23 protein-coding genes and 1 tRNA gene are annotated in these 23,283 nt (G+C 64.8%); 11 read left to right on the top strand and 13 right to left on the bottom strand.

Annotated elements, in window-relative coordinates:
* Positions 1-27: 27 nt before the first annotated feature.
* Together panD and E1809_RS13905 are read right to left on the bottom strand one after the other, a co-directional pair.
* The gene (gene panD, locus E1809_RS13910) at positions 28-456 is read right to left on the bottom strand and encodes an aspartate 1-decarboxylase (protein ID WP_205754191.1); all 429 of its coding nucleotides are present in this window, start codon (positions 454-456) and stop codon (positions 28-30) included.
* 55 nt (positions 457-511) lie between these two features.
* On the bottom strand, positions 512-868 hold the full coding sequence (locus E1809_RS13905) for a hypothetical protein (protein ID WP_165962316.1): 357 nt from the start codon (positions 866-868) through the stop codon (positions 512-514).
* Between the two features lie 99 nt (positions 869-967).
* Between E1809_RS13905 and E1809_RS13900 the strand changes: the two genes are divergently transcribed.
* A complete protein-coding gene (locus tag E1809_RS13900) occupies positions 968-1,564 on the top strand; it encodes a TetR/AcrR family transcriptional regulator (RefSeq protein WP_133204829.1) in 597 nt (198 codons plus the stop codon).
* A 30-nt stretch (positions 1,565-1,594) separates the two neighbouring features.
* On the opposite strand, the gene E1809_RS13895 is transcribed toward E1809_RS13900, so the two are convergent.
* A complete protein-coding gene (locus tag E1809_RS13895; protein ID WP_133204828.1) occupies positions 1,595-2,449 on the bottom strand; it encodes a LysR substrate-binding domain-containing protein in 855 nt (284 codons plus the stop codon).
* A gap of 151 nt (positions 2,450-2,600) precedes the next feature.
* Here E1809_RS13895 and E1809_RS13890 point away from each other — a divergent pair, with 151 nt between their 5' ends.
* Positions 2,601-4,001: an MFS transporter gene (locus E1809_RS13890; protein ID WP_133204827.1), complete on the top strand. Its 1,401-nt coding sequence runs from the start codon at positions 2,601-2,603 to the stop codon at positions 3,999-4,001.
* Between the two features lie 67 nt (positions 4,002-4,068).
* On the opposite strand, the gene E1809_RS13885 is transcribed toward E1809_RS13890, so the two are convergent.
* Positions 4,069-4,139: transfer RNA gene (locus tag E1809_RS13885), tRNA-Gly, on the bottom strand.
* A 260-nt stretch (positions 4,140-4,399) separates the two neighbouring features.
* On the opposite strand from E1809_RS13885, the gene E1809_RS13880 reads away from it, so the two are divergent.
* A complete protein-coding gene (locus E1809_RS13880) occupies positions 4,400-4,846 on the top strand; it encodes an SRPBCC family protein (protein WP_133204826.1) in 447 nt (148 codons plus the stop codon).
* A 3-nt stretch (positions 4,847-4,849) separates the two neighbouring features.
* On the opposite strand, the gene E1809_RS13875 is transcribed toward E1809_RS13880, so the two are convergent.
* Positions 4,850-6,625 (bottom strand): CAP domain-containing protein, encoded by a 1,776-nt coding sequence (locus E1809_RS13875; protein WP_235835594.1) that lies wholly within the window; start codon positions 6,623-6,625, stop codon positions 4,850-4,852.
* Between the two features lie 147 nt (positions 6,626-6,772).
* Between E1809_RS13875 and dcd the strand changes: the two genes are divergently transcribed.
* Positions 6,773-7,348, top strand: coding sequence for a dCTP deaminase (dcd, locus tag E1809_RS13870; protein ID WP_133204824.1), 576 nt, complete (start codon positions 6,773-6,775; stop codon positions 7,346-7,348).
* A gap of 67 nt (positions 7,349-7,415) precedes the next feature.
* Here dcd and E1809_RS13865 read toward each other — a convergent pair whose 3' ends face one another.
* The 7 genes from E1809_RS13865 to E1809_RS13835 all read right to left on the bottom strand — a co-directional run bounded on the left by E1809_RS13865 (position 7,416) and on the right by E1809_RS13835 (position 15,826).
* Positions 7,416-8,621, bottom strand: coding sequence for a cation:proton antiporter (locus E1809_RS13865; RefSeq protein WP_133204823.1), 1,206 nt, complete (start codon positions 8,619-8,621; stop codon positions 7,416-7,418).
* A 5-nt stretch (positions 8,622-8,626) separates the two neighbouring features.
* Complete coding sequence (locus E1809_RS13860) at positions 8,627-9,109, bottom strand: cation:proton antiporter regulatory subunit (protein WP_133204822.1); 483 nt, start codon at positions 9,107-9,109, stop codon at positions 8,627-8,629.
* A 125-nt stretch (positions 9,110-9,234) separates the two neighbouring features.
* Positions 9,235-10,020, bottom strand: a complete 786-nt coding sequence (locus E1809_RS13855; RefSeq protein ID WP_133204821.1) for a glucosamine-6-phosphate deaminase — start codon at positions 10,018-10,020, stop codon at positions 9,235-9,237.
* 46 nt (positions 10,021-10,066) lie between these two features.
* On the bottom strand, positions 10,067-11,563 hold the full coding sequence (locus E1809_RS13850; protein WP_133204820.1) for a glycoside hydrolase family 3 protein: 1,497 nt from the start codon (positions 11,561-11,563) through the stop codon (positions 10,067-10,069).
* A 49-nt stretch (positions 11,564-11,612) separates the two neighbouring features.
* Positions 11,613-12,794 carry an ROK family transcriptional regulator gene (locus E1809_RS13845; protein ID WP_133204819.1) on the bottom strand — a complete coding sequence of 394 codons (1,182 nt, stop codon included), beginning with the start codon at positions 12,792-12,794 and terminating at the stop codon, positions 11,613-11,615.
* 160 nt (positions 12,795-12,954) lie between these two features.
* A complete protein-coding gene (locus tag E1809_RS13840; RefSeq protein ID WP_133204818.1) occupies positions 12,955-14,358 on the bottom strand; it encodes an MFS transporter in 1,404 nt (467 codons plus the stop codon).
* A 46-nt stretch (positions 14,359-14,404) separates the two neighbouring features.
* The gene (locus E1809_RS13835; protein WP_133204817.1) at positions 14,405-15,826 is read right to left on the bottom strand and encodes an MFS transporter; all 1,422 of its coding nucleotides are present in this window, start codon (positions 15,824-15,826) and stop codon (positions 14,405-14,407) included.
* A 131-nt stretch (positions 15,827-15,957) separates the two neighbouring features.
* Between E1809_RS13835 and E1809_RS13830 the strand changes: the two genes are divergently transcribed.
* The 7 genes from E1809_RS13830 to mnhG all read left to right on the top strand — a co-directional run bounded on the left by E1809_RS13830 (position 15,958) and on the right by mnhG (position 23,019).
* The gene (locus tag E1809_RS13830) at positions 15,958-16,506 is read left to right on the top strand and encodes a TetR/AcrR family transcriptional regulator (RefSeq protein WP_133204816.1); all 549 of its coding nucleotides are present in this window, start codon (positions 15,958-15,960) and stop codon (positions 16,504-16,506) included.
* Between the two features lie 141 nt (positions 16,507-16,647).
* On the top strand, positions 16,648-19,722 hold the full coding sequence (locus E1809_RS13825; RefSeq protein ID WP_133204815.1) for a Na+/H+ antiporter subunit A: 3,075 nt from the start codon (positions 16,648-16,650) through the stop codon (positions 19,720-19,722).
* The gene (locus E1809_RS13820; protein WP_133204814.1) at positions 19,719-20,174 is read left to right on the top strand and encodes a Na(+)/H(+) antiporter subunit C; all 456 of its coding nucleotides are present in this window, start codon (positions 19,719-19,721) and stop codon (positions 20,172-20,174) included. The genes E1809_RS13825 and E1809_RS13820 overlap by 4 nt, the downstream gene beginning before the upstream one ends.
* Positions 20,171-21,760 carry a Na+/H+ antiporter subunit D gene (locus tag E1809_RS13815; protein ID WP_133204813.1) on the top strand — a complete coding sequence of 530 codons (1,590 nt, stop codon included), beginning with the start codon at positions 20,171-20,173 and terminating at the stop codon, positions 21,758-21,760. Before E1809_RS13820 ends, E1809_RS13815 begins: the two co-directional genes overlap by 4 nt.
* Positions 21,757-22,323 carry a Na+/H+ antiporter subunit E gene (locus E1809_RS13810; RefSeq protein WP_133204812.1) on the top strand — a complete coding sequence of 189 codons (567 nt, stop codon included), beginning with the start codon at positions 21,757-21,759 and terminating at the stop codon, positions 22,321-22,323. Before E1809_RS13815 ends, E1809_RS13810 begins: the two co-directional genes overlap by 4 nt.
* Positions 22,320-22,598, top strand: coding sequence for a monovalent cation/H+ antiporter complex subunit F (locus E1809_RS13805; RefSeq protein ID WP_133204811.1), 279 nt, complete (start codon positions 22,320-22,322; stop codon positions 22,596-22,598). The genes E1809_RS13810 and E1809_RS13805 overlap by 4 nt, the downstream gene beginning before the upstream one ends.
* Positions 22,588-23,019: a monovalent cation/H(+) antiporter subunit G gene (gene mnhG / locus E1809_RS13800; RefSeq protein WP_133204810.1), complete on the top strand. Its 432-nt coding sequence runs from the start codon at positions 22,588-22,590 to the stop codon at positions 23,017-23,019. The genes E1809_RS13805 and mnhG overlap by 11 nt, the downstream gene beginning before the upstream one ends.
* Here the strand turns inward: mnhG and E1809_RS13795 are convergent.
* The gene (locus E1809_RS13795) at positions 23,016-23,276 is read right to left on the bottom strand and encodes a DUF4235 domain-containing protein (protein ID WP_133204809.1); all 261 of its coding nucleotides are present in this window, start codon (positions 23,274-23,276) and stop codon (positions 23,016-23,018) included. The genes mnhG and E1809_RS13795 overlap by 4 nt on opposite strands.
* Between the last annotated feature and the right edge of the window lie 7 nt (positions 23,277-23,283).

Raw genomic sequence — 23,283 nt, 5'->3', positions numbered from 1 at the left:
CCCGCGTGGGCTGGGCCGGGAGCGCGGTTAGTTCAGGGCAGCGTTGTTGAGGGCGTGCGGCGGACGCATGAGTCCCGGAGTGTGGCCCTCGGCGGGATCGTCGCCCAGTTGGATGATCTGGTTGTTCTTATCCACGTGGACGACCCGCGGACGGTATGCCTTGGCCTCTTCGGTGGTCATTTCGGCGTACGTGATGAGGATGACGACATCGCCCACGTGCACCAAATGAGCGGCTGCGCCGTTGATGCCGATAACGCCGGAGCCGCGTTCGCCCGCAATGGTGTAAGTCTCCAGGCGTGCGCCATTGGTGACGTCGACAATCGAGACCAGCTCGCCGGGCAGGATATCCGCGGCATCCAGCAGGTCAAGGTCGACCGTCACTGAACCCACGTAGTGCAGGTCAGCATGGGTGACCGTGGCGCGGTGGATCTTGGACTTAAACATTGTGCGGTTCATAACGTGACAAGTTTAGCGCGTGGCTGTTCGATCGCCGGGTGATACCGGACACAGGCTAGCGCTTGCTTGCCTGCCGCCGCTTCAGGGAGCTATGGGCCGCGAGGAGCCGGGGGACCACGAAATAGACCGCGGTGGGAACCGCCAGGAGCGTCAGGACCAGGGCGCGGAGGGCAGGGTGCCAATCCCCTGTGAGCGGAGCGAGGGCCGTCATCCCGATGGCGACGAGCGGGAAAATGGCCAGCCAGGTAATGACTGCGCGCACGTGGACGGAAGGAACATGCGGCAAATGCGCGTGCACGGAGGCTGCGTGGGCGGGACCGGTTGGCGCGGGCGCCGTGGCCGGAGTAGGCGCGGAAACCGGCGTGGATGCGGCGCCGTCCACGGGCGCAGCAAGCGGGGTTTGGGTGCTCATGCAATTCTCCAACTGATTAGTTGCTTTCGGGGTGCGTTCAGACTAGCCAGCACTCAAGCAAACTGCAACTGTTTAGTTGGATTCTGTTAATATGGGGACATGGCATGGGATACGGATCGAACCAAAAGGCTTCTCCTTGAGGCGGCCACGGCCGAGTTTTGCCAATTCGGGCTCGCCGGGGCCAGGGTTGACCGCATCGCGACGGCGGCTGGAGTCAACAAGGAGCGTATCTATCAGTATTTCGGCAAGAAGGATCTGCTCTTCGATGCCGTCATCTCGTCCCAGCTCAGCAAGGTCGTCGACGAAGTCCGTGTCGAGGGCGATGGCCCCGAAGCCTTGGCCGACTATGCCGGACGCCTCTTCGACCACCACCACCAAGACGCCACACTGCCAAGGCTGCTGTTTTGGGAAGGGCTCGAACGTGGCGAGTACGTCGTGAACCGCCCGGACCGGGCTGCGAACTGTAGCAACAAGGTTGAAAGCGTCATTCGGGCCATGCCCGGCACTTCCAGGGAAGACGCGGCGGACCTGATGCTCACCATCATTGCGCTCTGTGATGCCTGGCCGGTGCTGCCCGAACTGGATGGCCTCATGGCCGGTAAGGAGCCCAGCAGGGTGGAGCGGCGCCGGAAGGCGATCGTCCAGACGGTCCTCGCGACGGCGCAGGCGCTGGTTCCCGACCACAGCAGCGTTTAGCGGCGTCTGGGAGCACTCGGCTCCTCGAACTCAGGCCTGTTTGTTGAGCGTCCTGCCGATGATCGCCTGTGTCAGGGCGTCCACGACCTCCGCGTTCGCCAGCGGGTTTCGGATCAGGGTGAAGTCGACGTCGCCCACGGGCGGGAGGTCGAACCGCTTGGTGATCACCGTGAGGTCTTCGGGAACCAACGACGACGGCATGACGGCGACGCCGATGCCCGCCCGGACCGCTGCCAAGACTCCGGCAATCTGCTTCGTCGAGCACGTGACGCGCCACGTCCGCCCCATTGCCTCCAGTGCATCGATGGCAAGCTTCCGGCTCACGCTCGGTGCCGGGTAGCAAATCAACGGAACGGGATTGGCCGGGTCAAGCACCGTCTGTTCCACGCCCACCCAGGCAAATTTGTCGTGCCGGACCACGGTTCCGTCCTTGGCCTCGCCTACCCATTTCACGAACACGAGATCCAGTTGACCTGCGTTGACGCGCTTGTAGAGTTGGTCGCTCTGGCTGACCGTGAGCTCAAGGTTGATCTGCGGATACAGTTGCCGGAATTCGCGGAGGATGCGCGGCAGCCCTGTGATCGCGAGGTCGTCCGCAGTGCCGAAGCGCAAACGGCCGCGCATCGCCGAGCCGGAGAAATACCTCGCCGCCGAATCGTGGGCGGCCAGGATGTTGCGGGCAAAGCCTGCCATGGCGTCGCCATTGTCCGTGAGCCGCACGTCCCTGGTGTCCCGTGCGACGAGGGCCCGCTTGGCTGCCATCTCCAGCTTCCGGACGTGCTGGCTGACGGTGGGCTGGGCCAGGCCGAGGCGCTCGGCTGCCTTGGTGAAGCTCAATGTCTCGGCGACGGCCAGGAAGGACCGCAGCTGCACGGGTTCGAACACGGCTCTCCTTTGATGAGGGGTTCTTTTGAAGAGGATTCCAGCATATTGCGCTTTGTAATGCTAGTTATACAGGCAATTTGCTTCCATAATTACGCGGCCCAACCCTAGCGTTAAAGCCATCCCAGTGAAACCTTCTATCCGAGGAACAATTTTGGCACCCCCACCGCCCGCAGCGGCAAACGTCAGCCAACCAACCATCGATTCACTCACCGCAAGCAGCCGAATTCCAGATGCTGCTGACCCTTCGGACGCCATTACCCAACCAATTGCCGTCGTCAGTGAACGGCTGCCTTGGCGCCACACTTTCATTGCGCTCAAGGTCCCTAATTTCCGCATATTCGCCAGTGGCCATTTCGTTGCCGTAATTGCGCTCTGGATGCAGCGGATTGCCCAGGACTGGCTGGTTCTCCAGCTCTCGGGCTCCGTCACCGCCGTAGGGTTTACCGTGGCATTGCAGTTCATGCCTTCCCTCTTCCTTGGCCCGTGGGGCGGCATGATGGCGGACCGTTTCCCGAAACGGCGCATCCTCATCGGGTGCCAGGGCGTGGCGGCCGCGCTCGCCGCTATCCTCGCCACCTTGGCGCTGAGCCACCGCATCGAGGTGTGGCACGTCTACGTGATCGCCTTGGTCCTGGGGCTGGTGACGGTCCTTGACCAGCCGGCACGCCAAGTCTTCGTCAACGAACTCGTGGGACCGAAGTACCTTCGCAACGCCATCAGCGTCAACTCCACTATTTTCCAGCTGGGCGGCTTGATCGGCCCTGCTTTGGCGGGCGTGCTGCTCACGGCGGTCGGCGCGGGCTGGGCCTTCGCCGCGAACGCCGTCGCCTGCTGTTCAACGGTGAGCATGCTCCTCATGCTCCGCAAGGACGAGCTGTACGTCAGCACTCCCGTGCCCAAGCGCAAAGGGATGCTCAAGGAAGGCCTGCATTACGCCCTCAGCAAGCCCACCATTTTCTGGCCCTGGCTCATGGCAGGGTTCGTGGCGGTCTTCGCGATGAGCTTGCCGGTCCTCCTCGCAGCGTTCGCGGACAACATCTACCGTGCGGGTGCCGGTGGCTACGGACTGCTCAACGCCCTGGTGGCCGTCGGAGCGCTGACGGGGGCGATCACCTCGGCCCGCCGACGCCAACTGCGGTTGCGTTCCGTGGTTTTCTGCGCCGGAATGTACGGACTGATGCTGTGCCTCGCCGCCCTCGCACCTTCCATGGCATGGTTCGGAGCCGCCATGGTGCTCGCCGGCTTCTGGTGCCTCATGTTCCTCACCGCCGCCAACCAGCTGGTCCAGGTCAGCGCCAACATGAGCATCCGGGGGCGCGTCATGAGCCTCTACATCATGGTGCTCATCGGTGGGCAGGCCATCGGTGGCCCCATGCTCGGGTGGCTCGCCGAACACCTCAACCCGCACACGGCGATCCTGGTCTCCGGCGGGGTGCCGGCCCTCGCGGCGGCGACGGTCGCCGTCGTACTCGCCAGGAAGTCCGCGCTGCGCCTCAAAGTGGACGTCAGGGACCGACGGCGGATGGTGCGGATCGTCGCGCAATCGGCCTAACGATTCGGGCCTGATAAGAAACGCAAAACACCCCGGTCAATGACCGGGGTGTTTTTGCTGAATTGCGAGCGGGCGACGGGAATCGAACCCGCGTATCGAGCTTGGGAAGCTAGCGCTCTACCATTGAGCTACGCCCGCATTGCCCCGTCATCTTGCCGGAGCAGATCCCAGCTTAGCGTAGAAAGCCGATGGGTCCAGACCAGACTCACCGGCACGGCATTTTTGAATACCTGCCACGTCACGGTCGCATCAAATATTCGGCGGTACTCGTAAAGATTCGGTTAAGGCTCGACGCAGGTGTGTCCCGCCGCTCCGGGGCTGATTATTCTGTAGCAGTTAGCTGCTGTGTCATGGGGAACCGGGCTATGTCCGTGAGTCGTACGCCGAAAGAGGTTGTAGTGGCATTTGCACAGCACGAAGTGCTCATTGGTCGTGACGCCATGACGGTCTACCGCTTCCTCGTGGATGGTCTCAATAATCCTTTGTGGCGCAGCGGTGTCCGCAGCATTTCCTTGCGATCCGGGCAGGCGGGCGAGAAGGGTGCCGTCTACCAGCAGACCCTTTCCGGCCCCGGCGGGCGGCCTGTCGCGGCCGACTTCCAAATCACCGAAGCGCGGCCGGGCGCCGAAGTCCGTTTCGCCGTCGTCGCCGGCCCTGCTCGCCCCACGGGCGGCTACTACCTCAGCACGGAAGGGCCGAATACGCGCTTGCGTTTCGCCCTGGAGTTCCACCCCAAGGGCCTGAAGAAACTCATGAACGGAATGATCCAGAAGACCATGGAAGGCGAAGTGGTCCAGCTGGAGCAGCTCAAGTCGGTCATCGAGGAGCAAGCTCCGGAAGAGTAAGGCCTATTGCGCCAGCTTGAGTCCGGCCAATCCTGTCAGGGGAGTAGTCGGCGTCGTGAGCTGTCCGCTGCTCAGGTCCCAGTACTCAATTGTGCCATTGCCCAGCAGGCCGGCGATGCCCGTGGAGTTGAGCCCGGTCACGTTCCGGAGCGAGCGCAAGTCCGAATAGTCCGTCCAGCTCGTCCCCACGATGGGACGCGCCTCGGCCACGGGTGCGGGCATTCCTGAACCGCGGTAGAGGCGAAGGTTGCCGCCCGGTTCCACCGCCAAGAGGTCCTGGTAACCGTTGGCGTCGTAGTCCACCATGCTGAGCCGTAGGGCGCTGACCCCGGAGGCCACTTGCGTCCGCGGGCCCAGGGGACCAAGGCCTCGGTTCGGGTAGAGGTAGAGCACGCCGCTCGGGTCCGTCGCGAGGACCTGGGGGAGCCTGTTGCCGACGCACCACAGGCCGACTGCCATGGTCATGGGCTGCCAGCCAAACTGTCCCAAGGTCACGGGTGCGCTGAAACCGCCGCCCAGAAGGCCCGGATAGAGCAGGAGCCTGCCGTCCTGCATTTGAGCCATGACATCGTAAACGCCGTCGCGGTCCCAGTCCGTGACCATGAGCTCTTTCGAGCCGCCGAATCCGGATCCAACCGCCCGCGCGGGCCCGTACGAGCCGTTCCCGAGGGCCGGGTAGTCCTTCAGGTTTCCGGCGGCGTCGACCGCGACGATGTCTCCCGCGCTGCGGATCGCGGCTGCGTTGAGGTTCAGCGTTGGCGGCTGGACTTTGGCGATGGGATCGCAAACGCTCGGGTCCGGTTGCTGCGGCGGCGTGGTTCCGGCGCCCGGGCTGTTGACGGTGCCGGCCGGAAGGGTGGTGTAGCCGAAGAGGTTGACGACGCCCCACATCGTGTAGCTGGTGGGGGTTGTTTGCCAGTTGCCGTCCGTGAAGGTGATTCCGACGCCGATCACGTTGAATCGCGGGTCCTTCAGCAGGGCGTCGTGCGCCGGTGAGCTCTTCCACCATTCGACGAGTTGCGCGGCGTTCCTGTCCCAGCGGACGGCAATGACCTCGCCTGCGCCGTTGTTGGGGTTCAAGGCCCGGGGGTCGGTCCAGAAATTCGGCCGGTGTTCAATGACCTGGCGCGTGGCGATGTTGTCGGACCACTCTTGCGAGAGCGTGGAAACTGTGGGGTTGTACTTCACCGGATTCAGGCCCAGCGAAGTCCGGTAGGCGTTGATCGCGTTGAATACTGCCAGGACTTGGGCGGAGTTGTCGTCCTTGACCAGCGCTTGGGCCGAGACCTGGGATACCGCGGCGGGGCCTTTGTTCGACGATTGGCCGTTCGTGGCCGCGGCCGGGAGCGGGTCCGGTCCCAAGGCCGGCGGGATGGAAGGCACGGGAGGAGGTCCGACTGCTTGCGGCGACCCGACTGTTCCGGTCCCGACGGCGGGGCTGGAGGCAGCGGGGGCTGCCGGGGTTTGGGCGGACGCGTCCGGGGCAGCCGGGGTTTGGGTCGTGAGAACTGTGGCCGCGGGGATTTGGGCCGTGTTTGCCGCGCCGGGTGCGGTCCCGACGGCGGCAGGTGCGCTGGGCGAAGGTTCGGCCTGCGGGCGGGTGGATCCCGACGCCGGTGCGGGCGTCGTCGTCGTACTTTCAGTTCCGGAGGCGGAAGGTGCGCCGGGGCTGGTTGGAGCGGTTCCGGTTGCCGCGAGCGGAACCGGGAGGGGCTGCGGGCCGGAGGCAGGGGCCAGGACCGTGAGGAGGCAAGCCACCAGCACGGCGATGGGCACCACAATTCGTCGCAACGTATCCCCAGATTCCGGTTTTGCCGCCGTTTGAGACCAAAAAGCAAGAGCAACGGCAGTCTATGTTCCGCACTATAGTCCCATGCGCCACTCCTGCACCATGGCTTGCACGGCGCATGCGGTATTTTTGAACCTGTGCTGATCTCTGACCGCGACATTCGTGCCGAAATCGACTCCCGACGCATCGTCCTGGAGCCCTATGAACCGGAAATGGTTCAGCCGTCCTCGGTGGATGTCAGGATTGATCGCTTTTTCCGGCTCTTCGACAACCACAAGTACGCCCACATCGACCCCGCCGAAGAGCAGCCGGAACTGACCCGCTTGGTGGAGGTGGAAGGCGACGAACCCTTCATCCTGCACCCGGGCGAATTCGTGCTCGGTTCAACGTACGAAACTGTGAGCCTGCCGGACGATATCGCCGCGCGGCTGGAAGGCAAGTCCTCCCTTGGCCGCCTCGGTTTGCTGACGCACTCCACGGCCGGCTTCATCGACCCTGGCTTCTCGGGCCACGTGACCTTGGAACTGTCCAATGTGGCCACGCTGCCCATCAAGCTGTGGCCGGGCATGAAGATCGGCCAGTTGTGCTTCTTCCGCCTCAGTTCGGCCGCCGAGTTCCCCTACGGTTCCGGTAGCTACGGCAACCGCTACCAAGGCCAGCGCGGGCCCACCGCCAGCCGAAGCCACCTCAACTTCCACCGGACGGCAATCTAGGCTTTCTCGCAGCGGCGCGTCGAGACGTGAGATCTCGGCCTTTTGGGAACGCGAAAGGGCCGAGATCTCACGCCTCGACGGAAGTCCTCGGCTCGGCTGGGGTTGGTTTCCGCGAAGACTTGCGGAAGGCCTTGACCACAGGCTCCACGAAGCGCGCCGCGAGGGGTCCCGTGATGGCCATGAGGAGCACGTAGGCCGTAGCGAGTGCTGCGAGGTCGGCCGGAACTGCGCCCGAGGTCACGGCCAGGCCTGCGATGACGATGGAAAATTCGCCGCGGGCAATCAGGGCCGCTCCGGCGCGGAAACGGCCGGGAACGGCGATGCCGGCCCGTTTGGCCGCCCAGATCCCGGTCAGCATCTTGGTGGCGGCCGTCAAGACCGCCAAAAGCAAGGCCCATCCGAGCACCGGAGGAATTCCCGAAGGATCCGTGTTGAGTCCGAACGCCACGAAGAAGAGCGCAGCGAAGAGGTCCCGCAAGGGTTCGAGGATGCGCGTCGCGGTGTGGGCGGTGGCGCCGGAAATGGCGATCCCGAGCATGAACGCTCCCACCGCGGCTGAAACCTGCATGGCGGAGGCGATGCCTGCCACCAAAAGCGCGGCCCCCAGGACATTGAGCAGGAAGACCTCGGAGTTTTCGCTGTGCACGGCTTGGGACACGCGATGACCGTGCTTGAGCGCCACCACCAGCACCAAAGTGACCACGGCCAAGGCGATACCCACAGTCTGGAGTCCACCAAGGAAACCGACCCCGGCCAGGATGGCCGTAAGGATCGGGAGGTAAATGGCCATCGTGAGGTCCTCGAACACCAGGATGGCCAAAACCACGGGAGTTTCGCGGTTACCGATCCGTCCGAGGTCGGTGATCACTTTGGCGGCGATCCCGGACGAGGAGATATAGGTGACGCCGCCCATGACGATCGCGCCCACCACCCCCCAGCCGAGGAGGAGCGCGATGCCCGCGCCGGGAGCGAAGTTCAGGACGAGGTCCAACACGCCCGCTTGCCATGAGCGCCGCAGCCCATTGACCAGCTCCGCGGCCGTATATTCCAGGCCAAGCATCAACAAAAGCAGGATGACGCCGATTTCGCCGGACAGGTGCGCGAACTCGTGCATGCCATCGAGGTTCACGAACCCTCCGGCGCCAAACGCGAGTCCGCCCACGAGGTAGAACGGAATGGGGGACATGCCGATCCTGCCGGCCAAGCGAGCAAGGAGGCCGAGGCAGAAAACGACTGCACCCAGCTCAATGAGGGTCAGGGCCAGGGGATCCATCGCCGTCAGCCGTTGCGCAGGATGGCAGCCGCAGAGTCAAGACCTTTCTGCGTGCCGACAGCCACCAGCAGGTCGCCCATGTGAAGGACGACGTCGGGTGCGGGCGAGGGAACCACCTCGCCTTCGCGCATGATCGCCACGATCGAGACGCCGCTGCGCGTGCGGATCTGGGCCTTCCCCATCGGTTCGTTGTTAAATGGCGAATCGGCAGTGATGGAGAACTGCCGCGTGGCGATGCCGGGAACGTCCTTGTGGGCTTCAGCAAGGCTCATGGCGAGGTGCTGGCCGCCCAGGAGGTTGCCCAGGCAGGAAGCTTCGTCGGCGGTGAGCGGGATGGACGCCTGGCAGGTATCGGGATCGTCCCACGTGGAGACGAACAATTCCGTTTCACCTTCGCGCATCTCGACAACACCGATCCGGCGTCCCGAGGCTGTGACGAAATCCTTGCGGACCCCCAAGCCTGGCAGCACTGTCTCATCCACGTTCATAGCTACACCCTAGTCCTCGGGGGTTGCCGGCGGAATGCCGTTGTTCACAGAGGTGTCACAGGCGCATCGCAGAAAACTTTCAGGCGACGCCCAGACGCGCGGCAGCTCGAAGCAGCCCACCGGTACTAAGGTGTCAACGCCAGTCCGCGCGCGGCATCGTCGTAATATTCACGGTTCGAGAGCCTGGCAGCGGCCGTTTCGTCGACGACCACCACGGCGTCCGAGTGCCACTGCAGGATCGAGCCGGGGCAGGACGCGGAGAGCGGGCCTTCCACGGCGGCAGCGATCGCCGCGGCCTTGGCGGAACCAGTGGCGATGAGCACGAGACGCCGAGCGTCCAGGACGGTGCCGAGCCCCTGGGTGATGCAATGGGTGGGAACATCGGCGTCGTCGGCGAAGAACCGGGCGTTGTCCCGGCGGGTGCCGGCGGCCAGGCGCTTCACCCGGGTTCGCGAGGACAACGACGATCCTGGTTCATTGAAGCCCACGTGGCCATTGGCCCCGATCCCCAGGATCTGCACGTCGACCCCGCCGGCCTCTCGGATCGCGGCATCGTAAGCTGCGGCCCCGGCCTCGAGCGCCGCGTCCGTGGCCCCAGTGCCGTCCGGAACATTCAGCCCGGTCAAGGGAAGCCCGATGACGTCGCACACTTCGTGGATCAATACCTGGCGGTAGGACTGGGGATGCCCTGCCGGGAGTCCCACGTACTCGTCGAGCGCGAAGCCCTTGGCCGCAGAGAAGTCCACGCGCCCGGCGGCAGCCGCGGCGGCGAGCTCGGCATACAGGCCCAGCGGCGAGGAGCCAGTGGCGAGGCCAAGGACAGGCGGCTTACCCGCGGGAAGGCCCGCAAGGACGGCCTGGGCGGCAGCCGAAGCGGCTGTTTCAGGTGTGGGCGTGACAATGACTTCCAAGGCGACTCTCTGTGGATGGGTAGTGGCTGCGGACTCGGACCTGCTGCTAGGAAGCGGAGCCGCCCCCTAAAAGCAACGAGGTCAGGGCCTGGGAAACCGCGAGGGACGCACCGTACGTCACGATGTCAGCCCCGCCGCGCGGCAAGCCGCACTCGACGGCGATCACGGCGTGCCCTTCCGCGCGCAGCCGGGCGAACGTGGTCCACAGCGGGTGCTCGGCGTCCAGTCCGCGCCCGACGACGGCGACCCGCGCGCCGTCGGGCACCTCGCCTTCGCTGACAATCGCCCGGGTTGCTGCCGCAGGTCCCCACGGCACGTGGCCCACCGCGAAGTTGGCCCCGGTTTCCACCTGGACGATGGCCACGGGCTCTTCGCGTGCAAGCCACTTTTCGGCCGCGGGCGAGACTTCGAAGGCCTCGGCGATGCGCTCGCCGTCGAGCAGTTCGGTCTCTTTCAGGCCGCCCTGGCCCCTGACCGCCGCTTCCTGGATTTCCGCAGCACTCGCGGCAGGGAACCGCCCGGCCAAGGTGGCCGTGCGGGCAGCGGCGTCGGCGAGGCGCTCAAGGGGCAGGCGACCGGCCTGGACGGCACGGGTGATAGCGGCAAGGGTTTGTTCGAACAAGGCCGGCGTTGTGTCGGATCCAAGGCAGAGCAGGTCCGCTCCCGCCATCAATGCCCGCACGGCAGCTTCGGGAACGCCGGTCTGCGCGGATGCCCCGGCCATGTCCAAGGCATCCGTGATGATTACGCCCTCGAATCCCATGCGGCCCCGCAGCAGGTCTTGCAGGATGCGCGAAGAGAAAGTGGCGGGGTGGTCCGAGTCCAAAGCCTCCACCAGGATGTGGCTCGTCATCACGGTGGCGCCGCCGGCCGCAACGAGGGCGCGGAACGGGGCGAGTTCGCGGACATCGAGGGTGGCCGCGTCAGCCGTGACCTTGGGCAGGGACAAATGCGAATCCGTGGTGGTATCGCCGTGCCCCGGGAAGTGCTTCGCGCACGATGCCACGCCCGCATCTTCGAGGCCGCGAATCCATGCTGCAGTGTGCCGGGCCACCAAATCCGGTTCGGCCCCGAAGCTGCGCACGCCGATCACCGGATTGTCCGCGGCGGAGTTCACGTCTGCATCAGGGGCCAGGTTGAGGTTGATGCCCAACCCAGCGAGCTCGTGGCCAATGGCGGATGCGCTCGCGGCCGTCAGTTCGACGTCGTCCAGGCGCCCGAGCACGGCATTTCCGGGCTGGTTGGATCCCGTGCGGTAGTGCAGCCGCGTAACGTCCCCGCCTTCTTCGTCGACGGCGATCAACGAGTTCGGCGCATGGGACCGGAGTCCCGCGCACAACTCGCGCAATTGGACGGGGGACGCCACATTGGTGCCGTAGAGGCACACAGCCGCCAGTCCGGCGTCGTACGCGTCCAGGATCCACACGGGAACGGCGATCCCGGTGAAACCGGGCATGAGCGTGCCGGCGGCCATGCGACGAAGACGGTCAGGGTCGGCGGGACGGGTTGTGACTTCGGTTGCGGAGGACTGAATCGTGTCCATATCCGGCTCCTTCTTCAAAGGACGCTTGTGGGGTTGGTGGGAGCGGTCATCAGGACACACCCAATTGGTTCCAAAGAACCATCACGGCGGCTCCGCGCAGGACGATGTCCTCCGCGTCATCCGCGAGGCGGACGGAGACCGGCGACGGGTCTCGGTGCAGCAAACGCGAGAGCAACGTTTGCCGGACGGCATCGAGGAGGGGTCCCGCCAGGAGTTCCCGGGGTCCGCTGAGGACCAGTTCGGAGAGGTCGAGCGCGCCGACCACGGGCGCGAGGGCGATCGCGAGCCGCTCGCCTGCTTCCCGGAGTACGACGCCGGCCGCCGCCTCCGGTTGGGGACTCGCCGCTGCTTCGGCGAGGGCCCGTTCGAGGCTGGGGACGGACATCCACGTTTCGAGGCAACCGGTTTTTCCGCATTTGCACATGGCGCCGCCGTCGGTCCCGACGGTGACATGGCCGATTTCGCCGGCTGCGGAGTGTGCGCCCCGGGCACGGCGGCCGCCCACGATAAGGCCCGAACCCACGCCGCGGCCGATCTTGACGAGCACCGTATCGTCGCTGCCGCCACCGAAAGTGTGGTGCGCGTGGACAGCGGCATCGGCGTCGTTGGAGACGAGGGTCGGGAGTCCCGTGTGATCCTCGATGAGGCTGCGGAGCGGGACGTCCTTCCACTCGAAGTTGGGAGCGGTGGTGACGACGCCCTCGGCATTGACGATGCCGGGAGTGCCGACGCCGATCCCCAGGAGCGTAGCGGTGGCGCGTTCCGCCGCCTCGGAAGCGAGCTCGAGGACCTGCCGGATCACTTCCTGCCCGGTTTCTTCGGCGAGTTCACGTTCCATCCGGTGGAGGATGTTGCCGTCGAGGTCCAGGACAGCCGCGCGCAAGACCGAGTTTTCGGCGAGGTCCATGCCGATGACTTGGAGGCCTTGGCGGTTGATATCCACGAGGATGGCCGGTTTGCCGGGGCGGACCTCATCCGATTGGCCGAGCTCAACAACATGGCCCCGCTCGATGAGCTCCGACACGAGGTCTGAAACAGTGACGCGGGTCAGGCCGAGGGTACGGGAGAGCTCCGCGCGGCTCATTGCCCCGGCCGAGTGGAGGGTTTGGCGTACCAAGGACAAGTTGTGGGCTCGTCCGTCTGAGGGCAAGGTGGCCGCGCTGGTCCGCTGCGTGCGCCGGGAACCGGGCCGGTAGCGATCGCTGACTTGACGGTCACGAATGGCTTCCATGGAAGTTAGTAAACTCTACTAACAAACAATATTCAAGGGGTTCGACGGATTTTTGTGGGACGGCGGCCCCGTTGATGACGTCTGTACCCACTAAGGACCCACGCCCCCGTTGTACCGGGTGCGTGGGTCCTTTGCGGGCGCCAAATCCGGTGCCGAGCAGTCAGCGAACCGGCACCACGGCGATGTCTGCTTTGTCCGGCGACTTCACCGGGAGGATCACCAATAGCCCGGCCAGCAGGACCACCATAATGCCCAGGATTCCCCAGCGCTGCGCTGCCCCCGCGGCTACAAAGGGCGTGGCGATGGTGATGCACAGGGTAAAGAGGGCAGGGGCGAGGAAACTCACGGCCCTGCCGGTGGTGGCGTACAGCCCGAAGAGTTCGCCGGATTCGCCCTCAGGGGCCAAGCGCGCGAGGTACGCCCGGGATGACGCTTGCGCCGGTCCGACGAAGAGGCAGAGGAACAGGCCGAAGACCCAGAAGGTTGTGCTGCCGGCCCAGTGCGCTCCGAAGAAGACGTAGTCTCCGTTGCCCAGGACCAGGATGGAGGTCCCGGCTATGAGGAGTCCTATGAGTGAAATGACGATGACCGACTTGGGGCCGATCCTGTCGTCCAGGAAACCGCCGATCATCGCCCCAACCGCGGCAACGACGTTGCCGAAAATCGCGAAGAAGATGACTTGAGTCAGTTCGAAGCCGAAGGTCCCGGCGGCGATGACTCCGCCGAACGTGAACACAGCCGCAAGCCCGTCGCGGAAGATGGCGCTCGAGAGGAGGAAATAGATGGTGTGCGGACTCGTTTTGTAGATGGCCGAGATCCTGCGTCCCAGCAGGCGGTACGAATCGAAGAATCCGAGACGCCGATCCGTTTTCGGGACCGAGAATTCCGGGACGGCGAAGAGCAGCGGCAAGGCGAAAATGAACAGCCACAGGGCGGAAAAGACAGCTACGAGCCGGATGTTCAGGCTGTCCTGGGTAGAAGCGCCAAACCATTCGAAAGATGGCTGGACGAACAACTTCAGCACCACGAGCAGCGCCACAATTCCGCCCAAGTAGCCCATGCCCCAGCCGAAACCGCTCACCTTGCCGATGTTGGCCGGCGTCGAAATCTGCGCGAGCATCGCGTTGTAGTTGACGCCCGCGAACTCGAAGAACACATTGCCGAGGGCGATCAGGCAGACGCCAAGAAGCAGGAACTCGGGCCTGGGAAAAACGAAGAAGCACAATCCGGTGAGGATGGCCACGAGGATTGTGTTGACCCCGAGCCACAGCTTACGCCGGCCGCCGGCGTCGGAGCGTTGGCCGGTAACCGGTGCCAAGACGGCAATCGCGACGCCGGCAATCGCCAGTGCGGCACCCAACGTCGCAGAGGCCTTGTCTCCGCCGCCGAAGGCTTTGGATGTCAGGTAGACGGTGAAGACGAACGTGGTCATGACGGCGTTGAATGCCGCGGAACCCCAGTCCCAGGATGCCCAGGCAATGATCTGGCCTTTGTTGGACACCGCGGGACCGGAGGCGAGCTCGGACGCGGGGTGCGGGGCTTCGGACTGAGCTGCCGTGTTCATGGTCTGAATGGTAACCGCCCGAAGCGACAGTTAACTTCGCTTGCGGCTAACTTTCCCGTGAAGCCATCTTGCGCGGCCTGATCACGAGTCCCATGACGGCGGCCAGCGCGACAGCCGAAAGGATGGTCGCGGACCAGAACCCGGCCCGGCCACCCACGAGGAAATCGCCGGGGGTAGCGAACGCCGCATAGGTCGACGCCACGATGGCGAGCCCCACCGCTCCGCCGAGTTGCTGCATCGTCTGGAAAAGCCCGGACGCGGACCCGGCATGTTCGGGCTCTACATTGCGCAGGGCGAGCGTGGTGAGCGGCATGAAGGTCAGGCCGGCCGAGATTCCCGTGAACAGCAGGGCGGCGACCACCACCGTGAAGTTCGTGTGCGGGCCCAGCTGCGTAAGCGGCAGGAAGGCGATGACGCGAAGCGCGGCGCCGAGAATGGCCAGTCGGACAGCGCCAAGCCGTTCGACAAGCCGCGGCACGATGCGGGACATCGCGAAGATGCTCAACGGCATCGGGAGGAATGCAAGCCCCGTCACCATGGGGCTGAGGTGCAGATCGTCCTCGAGGTATTGGACCATGAGGAAGAACATTGCGAGCATTCCGCCGTAAGTTGCTGCCATTGCGGCCAGCGCCGCCACGCGGCTAGGGCTGCGGAGCAGTTGAGGACGCAGCAGGGGGTGGGGCACCCTACGCTCGGTGAAGGCGAGGACGGCAATCAACACTCCGCCGACCACCAGGCCGCCGATCGTGCGGGGACTAGACCATCCGTCGTCGCCCGCTTGGATGAGGGCCCACACGATGGAGACTGCGCCGCCAGTGGCGGTGACGGCCCCGACTATGTCGAAGCGCCCGGGCCGTCGCGGAGTTTCCGCCACAAGGCGGGGCACGGCGATGAGGATGACGACGCCGATCGGCACGTTGATGAAGAGGGTCCACCTCCAGCTGGTGGTGTCCGTGAGAAATCCGCCCAGGATGAGGCCGAGCGCTCCACCCATTGAGGCGATGGCGGAGAATAGGGCGAGGGCTCGGTTCCGCGCACCGTCGTCCCGGGCGCTCGTTGTGATCAGGGCGAGCACGCTGGGTGCCGCGAAGGCAGCGCCGAGGCCTTGGAGGGCGCGTGAGACGACGAGGAGGAGCGGCGAGGTAGCGAGGCCGCCGAGGAGCGAGAAGACCGTAAAAGCCGCGACGCCGATCAGGAAGGTGCGGCGTCGGCCGACGACGTCTCCGATCCGACCGCCGAGCAGCAGGAGGCCGCCGAAAGCGACGGCGTAGCCGTTCAGGACCCAGCTGAGTTCGGCCGGTGCGAAGTGGAGATCCGAAGCGATGTGGGGGAGCGCGACGTTTACGACCGTCGCATCGAGGACGAGCATGAGTTGGGCGAGCATGACCAGCCAGAGGCCGATGCTGCCCGTGCGGCGGCCCGAGAGCGCGATCCCGCCAGGGGCACGTGTGGCGGTTGAAGATGTCATGGGGGTGGTGTCCTGTTCTAGCCGAGGGGCTGACGTACACTAAGAGGAGAGATGCTCCGCTTAGAACTATACGGAGACTCTCTCCGCTTTGCAACAGGCTCTATTTTGATTACTTTGACGAGGTGTTTCCTGTGCGCGCTGACGCCCAACGCAACCGCGATCGGATCGTGGAGGTTGCGCGCGCGCTCTTCCGCTCGAAAGGCTTCGACGCCGTGTCGATGGACGAAGTCGCCAAGGGCGCCGAAGTGGGCGCAGGCACGCTGTACCGGCACTTCCCCACCAAGGAGTCGCTCTACGACGCCGTCCTCGAAGCCTGGGCGGACAGGGTCAATGCCGCCGTCGACCGCGCACTCACCCTCGATGGGCCCGCACGGGAGCAGTTGTTGAGTTGGCTGAGCGACTATGCGGCAATGCTGACCGAACACAAAGGTGCGGCTGCGCGTATCACGGCTGCGCTGGGCGACCCCGGATCTCCGTTCGCGGCGAAGTGCCAGACCTACCTTGGCGCCAATCAACGCGTGATCGAAAAGTTGGACTCGGCCTTGCGCCCCGGGGTCGAGGCCATGCAGATCAGCAGGCTCGTCGGCGGCGTGGCCGCAGTAGTAGACAACAGTGAACTTCCGGCCGACGCAGCAGCGTCGATGCTGGCGATCGTCGCGGACGGACTGCTCGCTTCCTAGCCCGCTCTGTGGGGCCGTTCACGGCAGCGCAGCCGGACATTATTTGTCACATGCGATTGATAAACTATCTGCACCGAACCCAACGTTTGACCGCTTGCTCCAACTTTTGACAACTTATTCCTGACTTTTGCGGAGATACCAGTGATCGCAGTTCTTGCCGTGACCTTTGCAGCGGCAACTGTGGCGCCCTGGATCTTCCGGAAATTCCAGCGGAATGCGTTCTATGTCCTGGCGGCGGTTCCGGCCGGAGCGTTTGTCTGGCTGCTTGGGCAGTATGGCGCAGTCTACGGAGGCGGCCATGGTTCCACCGGTGGCAGTTCCACGGGCGGGGCCATCGAAGAGACCATGCCTTGGATTCCCGACCTCAAGCTGGAGTTCGCTTTCCGCATGGACGTCCTGGCGTGGGTCATGTCCTTGCTGGTGTTGGGCGTCGGCACCCTGGTCCTGGTCTATTGCGCGCGGTACTTCAAGAACAAGGACGCCGACCTCGGAGGATTCGGGGCACAGCTCCTCGCCTTCGCGGGCGCGATGTTCGGCCTGGTGACAGCCGACGACCTCTTGATGATGTTCATCTTCTGGGAACTCACCACGGTCCTGTCCTACCTCCTGATCGGCTATGCGCGGACCCGCCTCGCGGCCCGGCGCTCGGCCCTGCAGGCCCTCATAGTCACTACTGCCGGCGGCCTCGCCATGCTCGTCGGGCTCATCATCCTCGGCCAGACAGCCGGGACCTACCGGATTTCGGCGATCCTGGCCGAAGCCTCCACGTTCGCTACCGGACCGGCGCAGGCGGCTGTTGCGGCCGCCGTCGTACTCATCCTGGTGGGGGCGATCACCAAATCCGCGCTGGTTCCCTTCCACTTCTGGCTCCCGGGCGCCATGGCGGCCCCGACGCCGGTGAGCGCCTACCTGCACGCCGCGGCGATGGTGAAGGCGGGCATCTACATCGTGGCGCGCCTGGCGCCGGGTTTCAGCGACAGCCCTGCATGGTTGCCGCTAGTGCTCGGCCTTGGCCTCGCCACGATGCTGGTGGGCGGGTACCGGGCGCTGCGTCAGACCGATATCAAGCTCATCCTTGCCTATGGCACCGTCAGCCAGCTCGGATTCCTCACCATGGTTGTCGGACTCGGCAAGCCCGACGCCGCCCTGGCCGGGCTCGCGCTCCTGCTGGCGCACGGCCTGTTCAAGGCGGCGTTGTTCCTGGTGGTGGGCATCATCGACCATCAGTCCGGTACCCGCGATATCCGCAAGCTTTCAGGGGTGTACCAGTCCTCGCGGGCCCTCGCCATCGTGGCTGCCGTTGCCGCCGCCTCCATGGCAGGGGTTCCGCCGCTGGCCGGTTTCGTGGCCAAGGAATCCGTGTTCGAGGCGTTCGTCCACTACGGCGCGGATCCGGCGTCGGAACCGTGGGGGCCCGTTCTCCTGGTGGGCCTGGTGCTGGGATCCATCCTCACCTTCGCGTACAGCGCCCGTTTCATGTGGGGAGCTTTCGCTACGAAGCCGGGCGTCGACCGCACCCCGTTCAAAGCCATCAAGCCCTCTTTCCTGGCCGCGCCCGCCGTCTTGAGCTTCCTCACTGTGGTTTACGGCCTTTGGCCGGATCCCGTGGACAGCTGGATCCAGCCGTACGCCGCAGTTTTCACCGGTAGCCACGACGGCGGTACCACCGCTTCGAGCGCAGGGCACCTCGCGCTGTGGCATGGTTTGACGACGGCGCTCGGGCTGACCGCAGTCACGTTTGCCGCAGGTATCGCCATGGTTTACGCCCGGAACTTCGTGTCCCGCGCCCAATCCCGCGTCCCTGACTGGATCGACGGCGACCGCGCCTACCAGCGCACCATCGGTGCCTTGGACGACGTCGCAGTGTGGGTGACCGGACGCACGCAGCGCGGTTCGCTCTACTTCTACTTGGCGGTCATCCTCACTGTCGCCTTCGCCGTGCCGCTCACGGCCCTCATCATGGCCAACAAACCCATTCCGGGCGGCCTCTACCTGATTGATCCGAATTCCCCGCTGCAGGTCATCGCCGCGGCCGGAATCATTGTCGGTGCCCTGGCGGCCGTCCGTGCCAACAAGCGCTTCCTCGCAGTGCTCATGGTGTCCGTGACTGGGTATGGAATCGCCTTGTTGTTCGCGTTCCAAGGCGCGCCGGACCTCGCCCTGACCCAGATGCTCGTCGAGACCATCATCCTGGTGGCTTTTGTCCTGGCGATGCGCAGCCTTCCTCCGGAACTCCGGGACCGGACCGGCGGCAAGTACCGCGTGGTCCGCGTCATTATCGGCGTCGCGTTCGGCGTGACCATGATCTTCGTTGCGATCTACGCCATGGGGGCGCGGATTTCCAATCCCGTCTCGCTGTCCTTCCCGCGGCTCGCCTACGAAGGCGGCGGCGGCCTCAACGTCGTCAACGTGACCCTCGTGGATATCCGGGCGTGGGATACCTTCGGCGAGATCTCGGTCCTCGCGGTCGCCGCCACCGGCGTCGCGAGCTTGATCTTCGTCCGCAGCCGGGGTGAACGCATCGTCAAGTCCGCATCGGTGCCCGAAGGCAGCGTGGGGCGGCGCCCCGCAGTCGGGGGCAATTCGCGCGAGGAAGCCTCCCTGGCGATGGTCCGCAAGTTCGCCGGATCCCTTGCCGATCCCTGGCTCGTGGCTGGCCGGACCCTTGCACCGGAGCGGCGCTCGATCATTTTCGAAGTGGTCACCAGGCTGATCTTCCACTCGATGATCGTGTTCTCCGTCTATTTGCTGCTCGCAGGCCACAACCTGCCGGGCGGAGGCTTCGCCGGAGGACTCACTGCAGGCCTCGCGCTCACCATCCGCTACTTGGCGGGCGGCCGTTTCGAGCTCCGCGAAGCCGCGCCGATCAGTGCCGGCATGTTGCTCGGAACAGGCCTCGCAACGGCGGCCGTCGCCGGGTTCGTGCCGCTGATTTTCGGCGGCCAGGTCTTCCAGAGCGCCATCTTCGAGTTCTGGCTGCCGCTGTTCGGCAACATCAAGTTCGTGACCTCGACGATTTTCGATATCGGCGTGTACCTCGTGGTGGTCGGGCTTGCCCTGGACGTGCTGCGCAGCCTTGGCGGCGAGATCGACGAGCATTTCGAGGAAACGGCCAGCGCGGACGCCAAGCGTTCCTGGGCTTCTACGGCCGGTTCGGCCGGCCCGGTATCGGACGAAACCGCGACCACCGTGCCAACGACAAAGAGGACCCCATGAGCGTCAACTTGACCTTGTTGATCGTCATGGGCGTGCTGTACGCATGCGGGATCTACCTCATCCTGGAGCGCAGCCTGACCCGCGTCCTGCTTGGCCTCATGCTCCTCGCTAACGCGACGAACCTGCTGATCCTGGCCACCGGCGGTTACGCGGGACTCGCGCCGCTGTTCAGCAAGTCCACGGACCCCCACGATTACAACGATCCCTTGCCGCAGGCCTTGATCCTGACATCGATCGTGATTTCCTTCGCGGTCACAGCCTTCATGCTCGGAATCATTTACCGGACCTGGGCACTGGCGCGGCAAGACGACATCCAGGACGACGCCGAAGACCGCCGCGTCGCAAAGACCCCCAGCTTCGACGCCGAGGACGACTCCGTGGTTCCCGAAGAAACCTCGGAATTCCCCGTTACCGAAGTGCCCGCCGCCGCCAAGGAAGGAGCCACCGAGTGAACATCGCCAGCCTGGCACCGCTCGCCGTCGTCCTTCCCATCCTCGGCGCCGCACTCACCTTCGCCCTGAACCGGAACCCCCGGGCGCAGCGCGTAGTCAGCATCGGCCTGTTATCCCTCACGTTGCTCTTGGAATGCTGGCTCCTCGCCTCGGTGTGGACCACCGGGACAGCATCCGTCACCCTGGGCGGCTGGCTCCCGCCGTTCGGCGTAGTGATGGTGGTGGACCAGTTCTCCTCGCTCATGCTGGTGGTTTCCTCCGTGGTCAGCCTCGCCGTCTTGGTCTACGCGACGGGACAAGGCATGGCGGACGGGGACAGCGAAGCGCCGGTATCGATCTTCCACCCGACCTACCTGATCCTGGTTGCCGGGGTTTCCAACGCCTTCCTCACTGGCGACCTCTTCAACCTCTACGTAGGCTTCGAAATCCTGCTCACGGCGAGCTACGTGCTCATGACGCTCGGCGGGACCGGTCCGCGCATCCGAGCCGGCGTCACCTATGTTGTGGTGTCGGTGGTGTCCTCGGTGCTGTTCCTCATCGCTATCGCCATGATCTACGGCGCCACTGGAACCATCACCATGGCCGACCTCGCAGTCAAGCTGGCCGGCATGGATCCGGGAACCCGGAACCTGCTGCACGTCATGCTCCTCGTGGCCTTCGGCATCAAGGCCGCCGTCTTCCCGCTCTCCTTTTGGCTGCCCGACTCCTACCCGACCGCGCCTGCCCCGGTTACCGCCGTGTTCGCGGGCCTGCTCACCAAGGTGGGCGTCTACGCCATGGTCCGCACCGAGACCTTGCTCTTCCCCGGCGATACCCTCAACGCACCCCTCATGGTGGTGGCGTTGTTGACCATGGTGGTGGGGATCCTCGGCGCGATAGCCCAGAGCGATATCAAACGTCTGCTGTCGTTCACCTTGGTGAGCCACATCGGTTACATGGTGTTCGGCTTGGCAATGTCCTCCGTCGCCGGGCTGGCCGCTGCTGTCTTCTACGTGGCCCACCACATCACCGTCCAGACCAGCCTCTTCCTGGTGACGGGCTTGATCGAACGCCGTGGCGGAAGCTCATCCATGGACAGGCTAGGCGGGCTCGCAAAGTTGTCCCCGCTCCTGGCCCTGCTGTTCTTCATTCCGGCAATGAACCTCGCCGGAATCCCGCCGTTCTCCGGATTCCTCGGGAAACTCGGCCTCCTCCAGGCCGGGATCGCGCTCGGGACGCCGCTGGCCATCACCTTGGTAGTCGGAGGCGTAGTCACGAGCCTCCTGACCCTCCTGGCCGTTGCCCGCGTGTGGAACCGGGCATTCTGGCGCAAACCCGAAGATGCGGAATACCCAGATCGCGTCCTGAAGGACACGGCCGGCGTGGGCCTGCTTCCGAGGTCCATGGTGGGAGCCACCGCGGCCCTGGTGGTGTTCGGCGTCGCGTTGACGGTGTTTGCCGGTCCGCTCTTCCATTTGGCGAACAACTCCGCCGAGCAGATGCTGGACCGGACGGCGTACATCCATTCGGTGCTCGGCGACAACGCCCACATTCCAGGAACCGCGGCGCCGAGTGTCCAATCGGGTGTCCAGGGGAGCGGCAAATGAGCCGCAAACGGATCTCCTTCCGCACCGAACTTCCCCTCCTCATTTGGCTCGTGGTGGTCTGGGGCGCGCTCTGGCGCGACTTCAGCCCCGGCAACCTCGTCTTCGGCGCCATGGTGGCAGTGGTGGTTGCCCGGGTGTTCTACTTGCCTCCCGTCGAGCTCAGCGGGCGCTTCAACGTGCTTCGAGCCATTCCTTTCGCCATCGTGTTCCTCGGCAAAGTGGTGGCAGCGAGCTTGAACGTCATGTTCCTCGCGATATTCCGGGGACCCGCCGTGACCAACGCCGTCGTCGCTGTTCCTTTGCGGAGCCATTCAGACCTCATGGTGACCGCCACAGGCCATGTGATCTCGCTCATTCCGGGCTCCCTCGTGGTGGAAGTGGACCGCTCAACGTCCACGTTGTACATCCACGGACTCAACGTCCGGAACGATGCCGACCTCGCCAAGCTTCGGCGAGAAGTCCAGGACACGGAGGCTGGGCTGATACGCATCATGGGAACCCGGGCCGAAATGGAAGCACTCCAGGCCGAAGGATGGCCTGCAACGAGGGGAGCCCGATCGTGAAAGACCTCGTCCTGATCGTCACAGCGGTGATCCTGAGCCTCGCGGCGGCTGGCGCGATCTACCGGATCGCCGTCGGGCCTTCCCTGTTGGACAGGGTCCTCGCGTCAGACGTGCTGCTCGCCATCCTGGGCGCGGCCCTCGCGATCGATATGGCCGTCAACCGGCACCTCAACAACCTCGTGCTGCTGGTTGCCTTATCACTCATCGGATTCATCGGTTCCGTAACCGTGGCCCGCTTCGTCGCCGACCGCAGGGGGCAGGTCAATGACTCCTGACGCCACCGGAATGGACGCCGTGATCGACGCCGTCACCGCGGTCTTGCTGATAGTTGGCGCCCTCATGTCGCTTGGGGCCGCGATAGGCCTGTTGCGCTTTCCCGACCTCATGAGCAGGATGCACGCGGCCACCAAACCGCAGGTACTGGGACTGTTCCTGGTCCTGGCCGCCATCGGCCTGCAAATGCGCGAATTGTGGGTGTGGCCGGTCCTGCTGGTTGCCTGGATCTTCCAGCTGCTAACCGTGCCCGTCTCCGCCCACATGGTGGGACGCGCGGGCTACAGGACAAAGCACCTCCATCCCGAACTGCTCAGCGCCGACGAACTCGAAGCAGTGGTGCTTCGGGCTGCGGGCGAACAAGCGTCTGCCGGCGAAGAACCAGCCGAAGAAAAGGACGAAGAGGCCGGCAAGCAGCCCTAGACGATGTCCTGGGTCTTCTGGAAGCGGACGATCGCGCGTTGCGTGCCGCGGTTGGCCAGGACCTGGATGATTGTGCTGACGGTTGAGGAAATCAACGCGAAGGTAAGCGCCGAACGAAGGCTCTGAGGGGTTTCGTCCTTGTCAGTCGGCGGCTTGTTGCCCGTGGTTTTCTCCCAGACGGTGTTCACGATCTTCGTTCCGACCAAGCCTGCGACGATGCTGATGGCGGTGCCCATGAGCTTGATGAGCATGTTCATTCCGGGA

Source organism: Arthrobacter terricola (assembly GCF_004354015.1).
Taxonomy (GTDB): domain Bacteria; phylum Actinomycetota; class Actinomycetes; order Actinomycetales; family Micrococcaceae; genus Arthrobacter; species Arthrobacter terricola.
Note: the sequence above shows the minus strand (reverse complement) of the source record. Positions and strands in the feature narration are given on the sequence as shown.

What these genes read in the sequence shown, in the direction of transcription:
- panD (WP_205754191.1), bottom strand. Translation starts at nt 456, where the DNA reads ATGAACCGCACAATGTTTAAGTCCAAGATCCACCGCGCCACGGTCACC.
- E1809_RS13905 (WP_165962316.1), bottom strand. Translation starts at nt 868, where the DNA reads ATGAGCACCCAAACCCCGCTTGCTGCGCCCGTGGACGGCGCCGCATCC.
- E1809_RS13900 (WP_133204829.1), top strand. Translation starts at nt 968, where the DNA reads ATGGCATGGGATACGGATCGAACCAAAAGGCTTCTCCTTGAGGCGGCC.
- E1809_RS13865 (WP_133204823.1), bottom strand. Translation starts at nt 8,621, where the DNA reads ATGGATCCCCTGGCCCTGACCCTCATTGAGCTGGGTGCAGTCGTTTTC.
- E1809_RS13860 (WP_133204822.1), bottom strand. Translation starts at nt 9,109, where the DNA reads ATGAACGTGGATGAGACAGTGCTGCCAGGCTTGGGGGTCCGCAAGGAT.
- E1809_RS13850 (WP_133204820.1), bottom strand. Translation starts at nt 11,563, where the DNA reads ATGGACACGATTCAGTCCTCCGCAACCGAAGTCACAACCCGTCCCGCC.
- E1809_RS13845 (WP_133204819.1), bottom strand. Translation starts at nt 12,794, where the DNA reads ATGGAAGCCATTCGTGACCGTCAAGTCAGCGATCGCTACCGGCCCGGT.
- E1809_RS13840 (WP_133204818.1), bottom strand. Translation starts at nt 14,358, where the DNA reads ATGAACACGGCAGCTCAGTCCGAAGCCCCGCACCCCGCGTCCGAGCTC.
- E1809_RS13835 (WP_133204817.1), bottom strand. Translation starts at nt 15,826, where the DNA reads ATGACATCTTCAACCGCCACACGTGCCCCTGGCGGGATCGCGCTCTCG.
- E1809_RS13820 (WP_133204814.1), top strand. Translation starts at nt 19,719, where the DNA reads ATGAGCGTCAACTTGACCTTGTTGATCGTCATGGGCGTGCTGTACGCA.
- E1809_RS13810 (WP_133204812.1), top strand. Translation starts at nt 21,757, where the DNA reads ATGAGCCGCAAACGGATCTCCTTCCGCACCGAACTTCCCCTCCTCATT.
- mnhG (WP_133204810.1), top strand. Translation starts at nt 22,588, where the DNA reads ATGACTCCTGACGCCACCGGAATGGACGCCGTGATCGACGCCGTCACC.
- E1809_RS13795 (WP_133204809.1), bottom strand. Translation starts at nt 23,276, where the DNA reads ATGAACATGCTCATCAAGCTCATGGGCACCGCCATCAGCATCGTCGCA.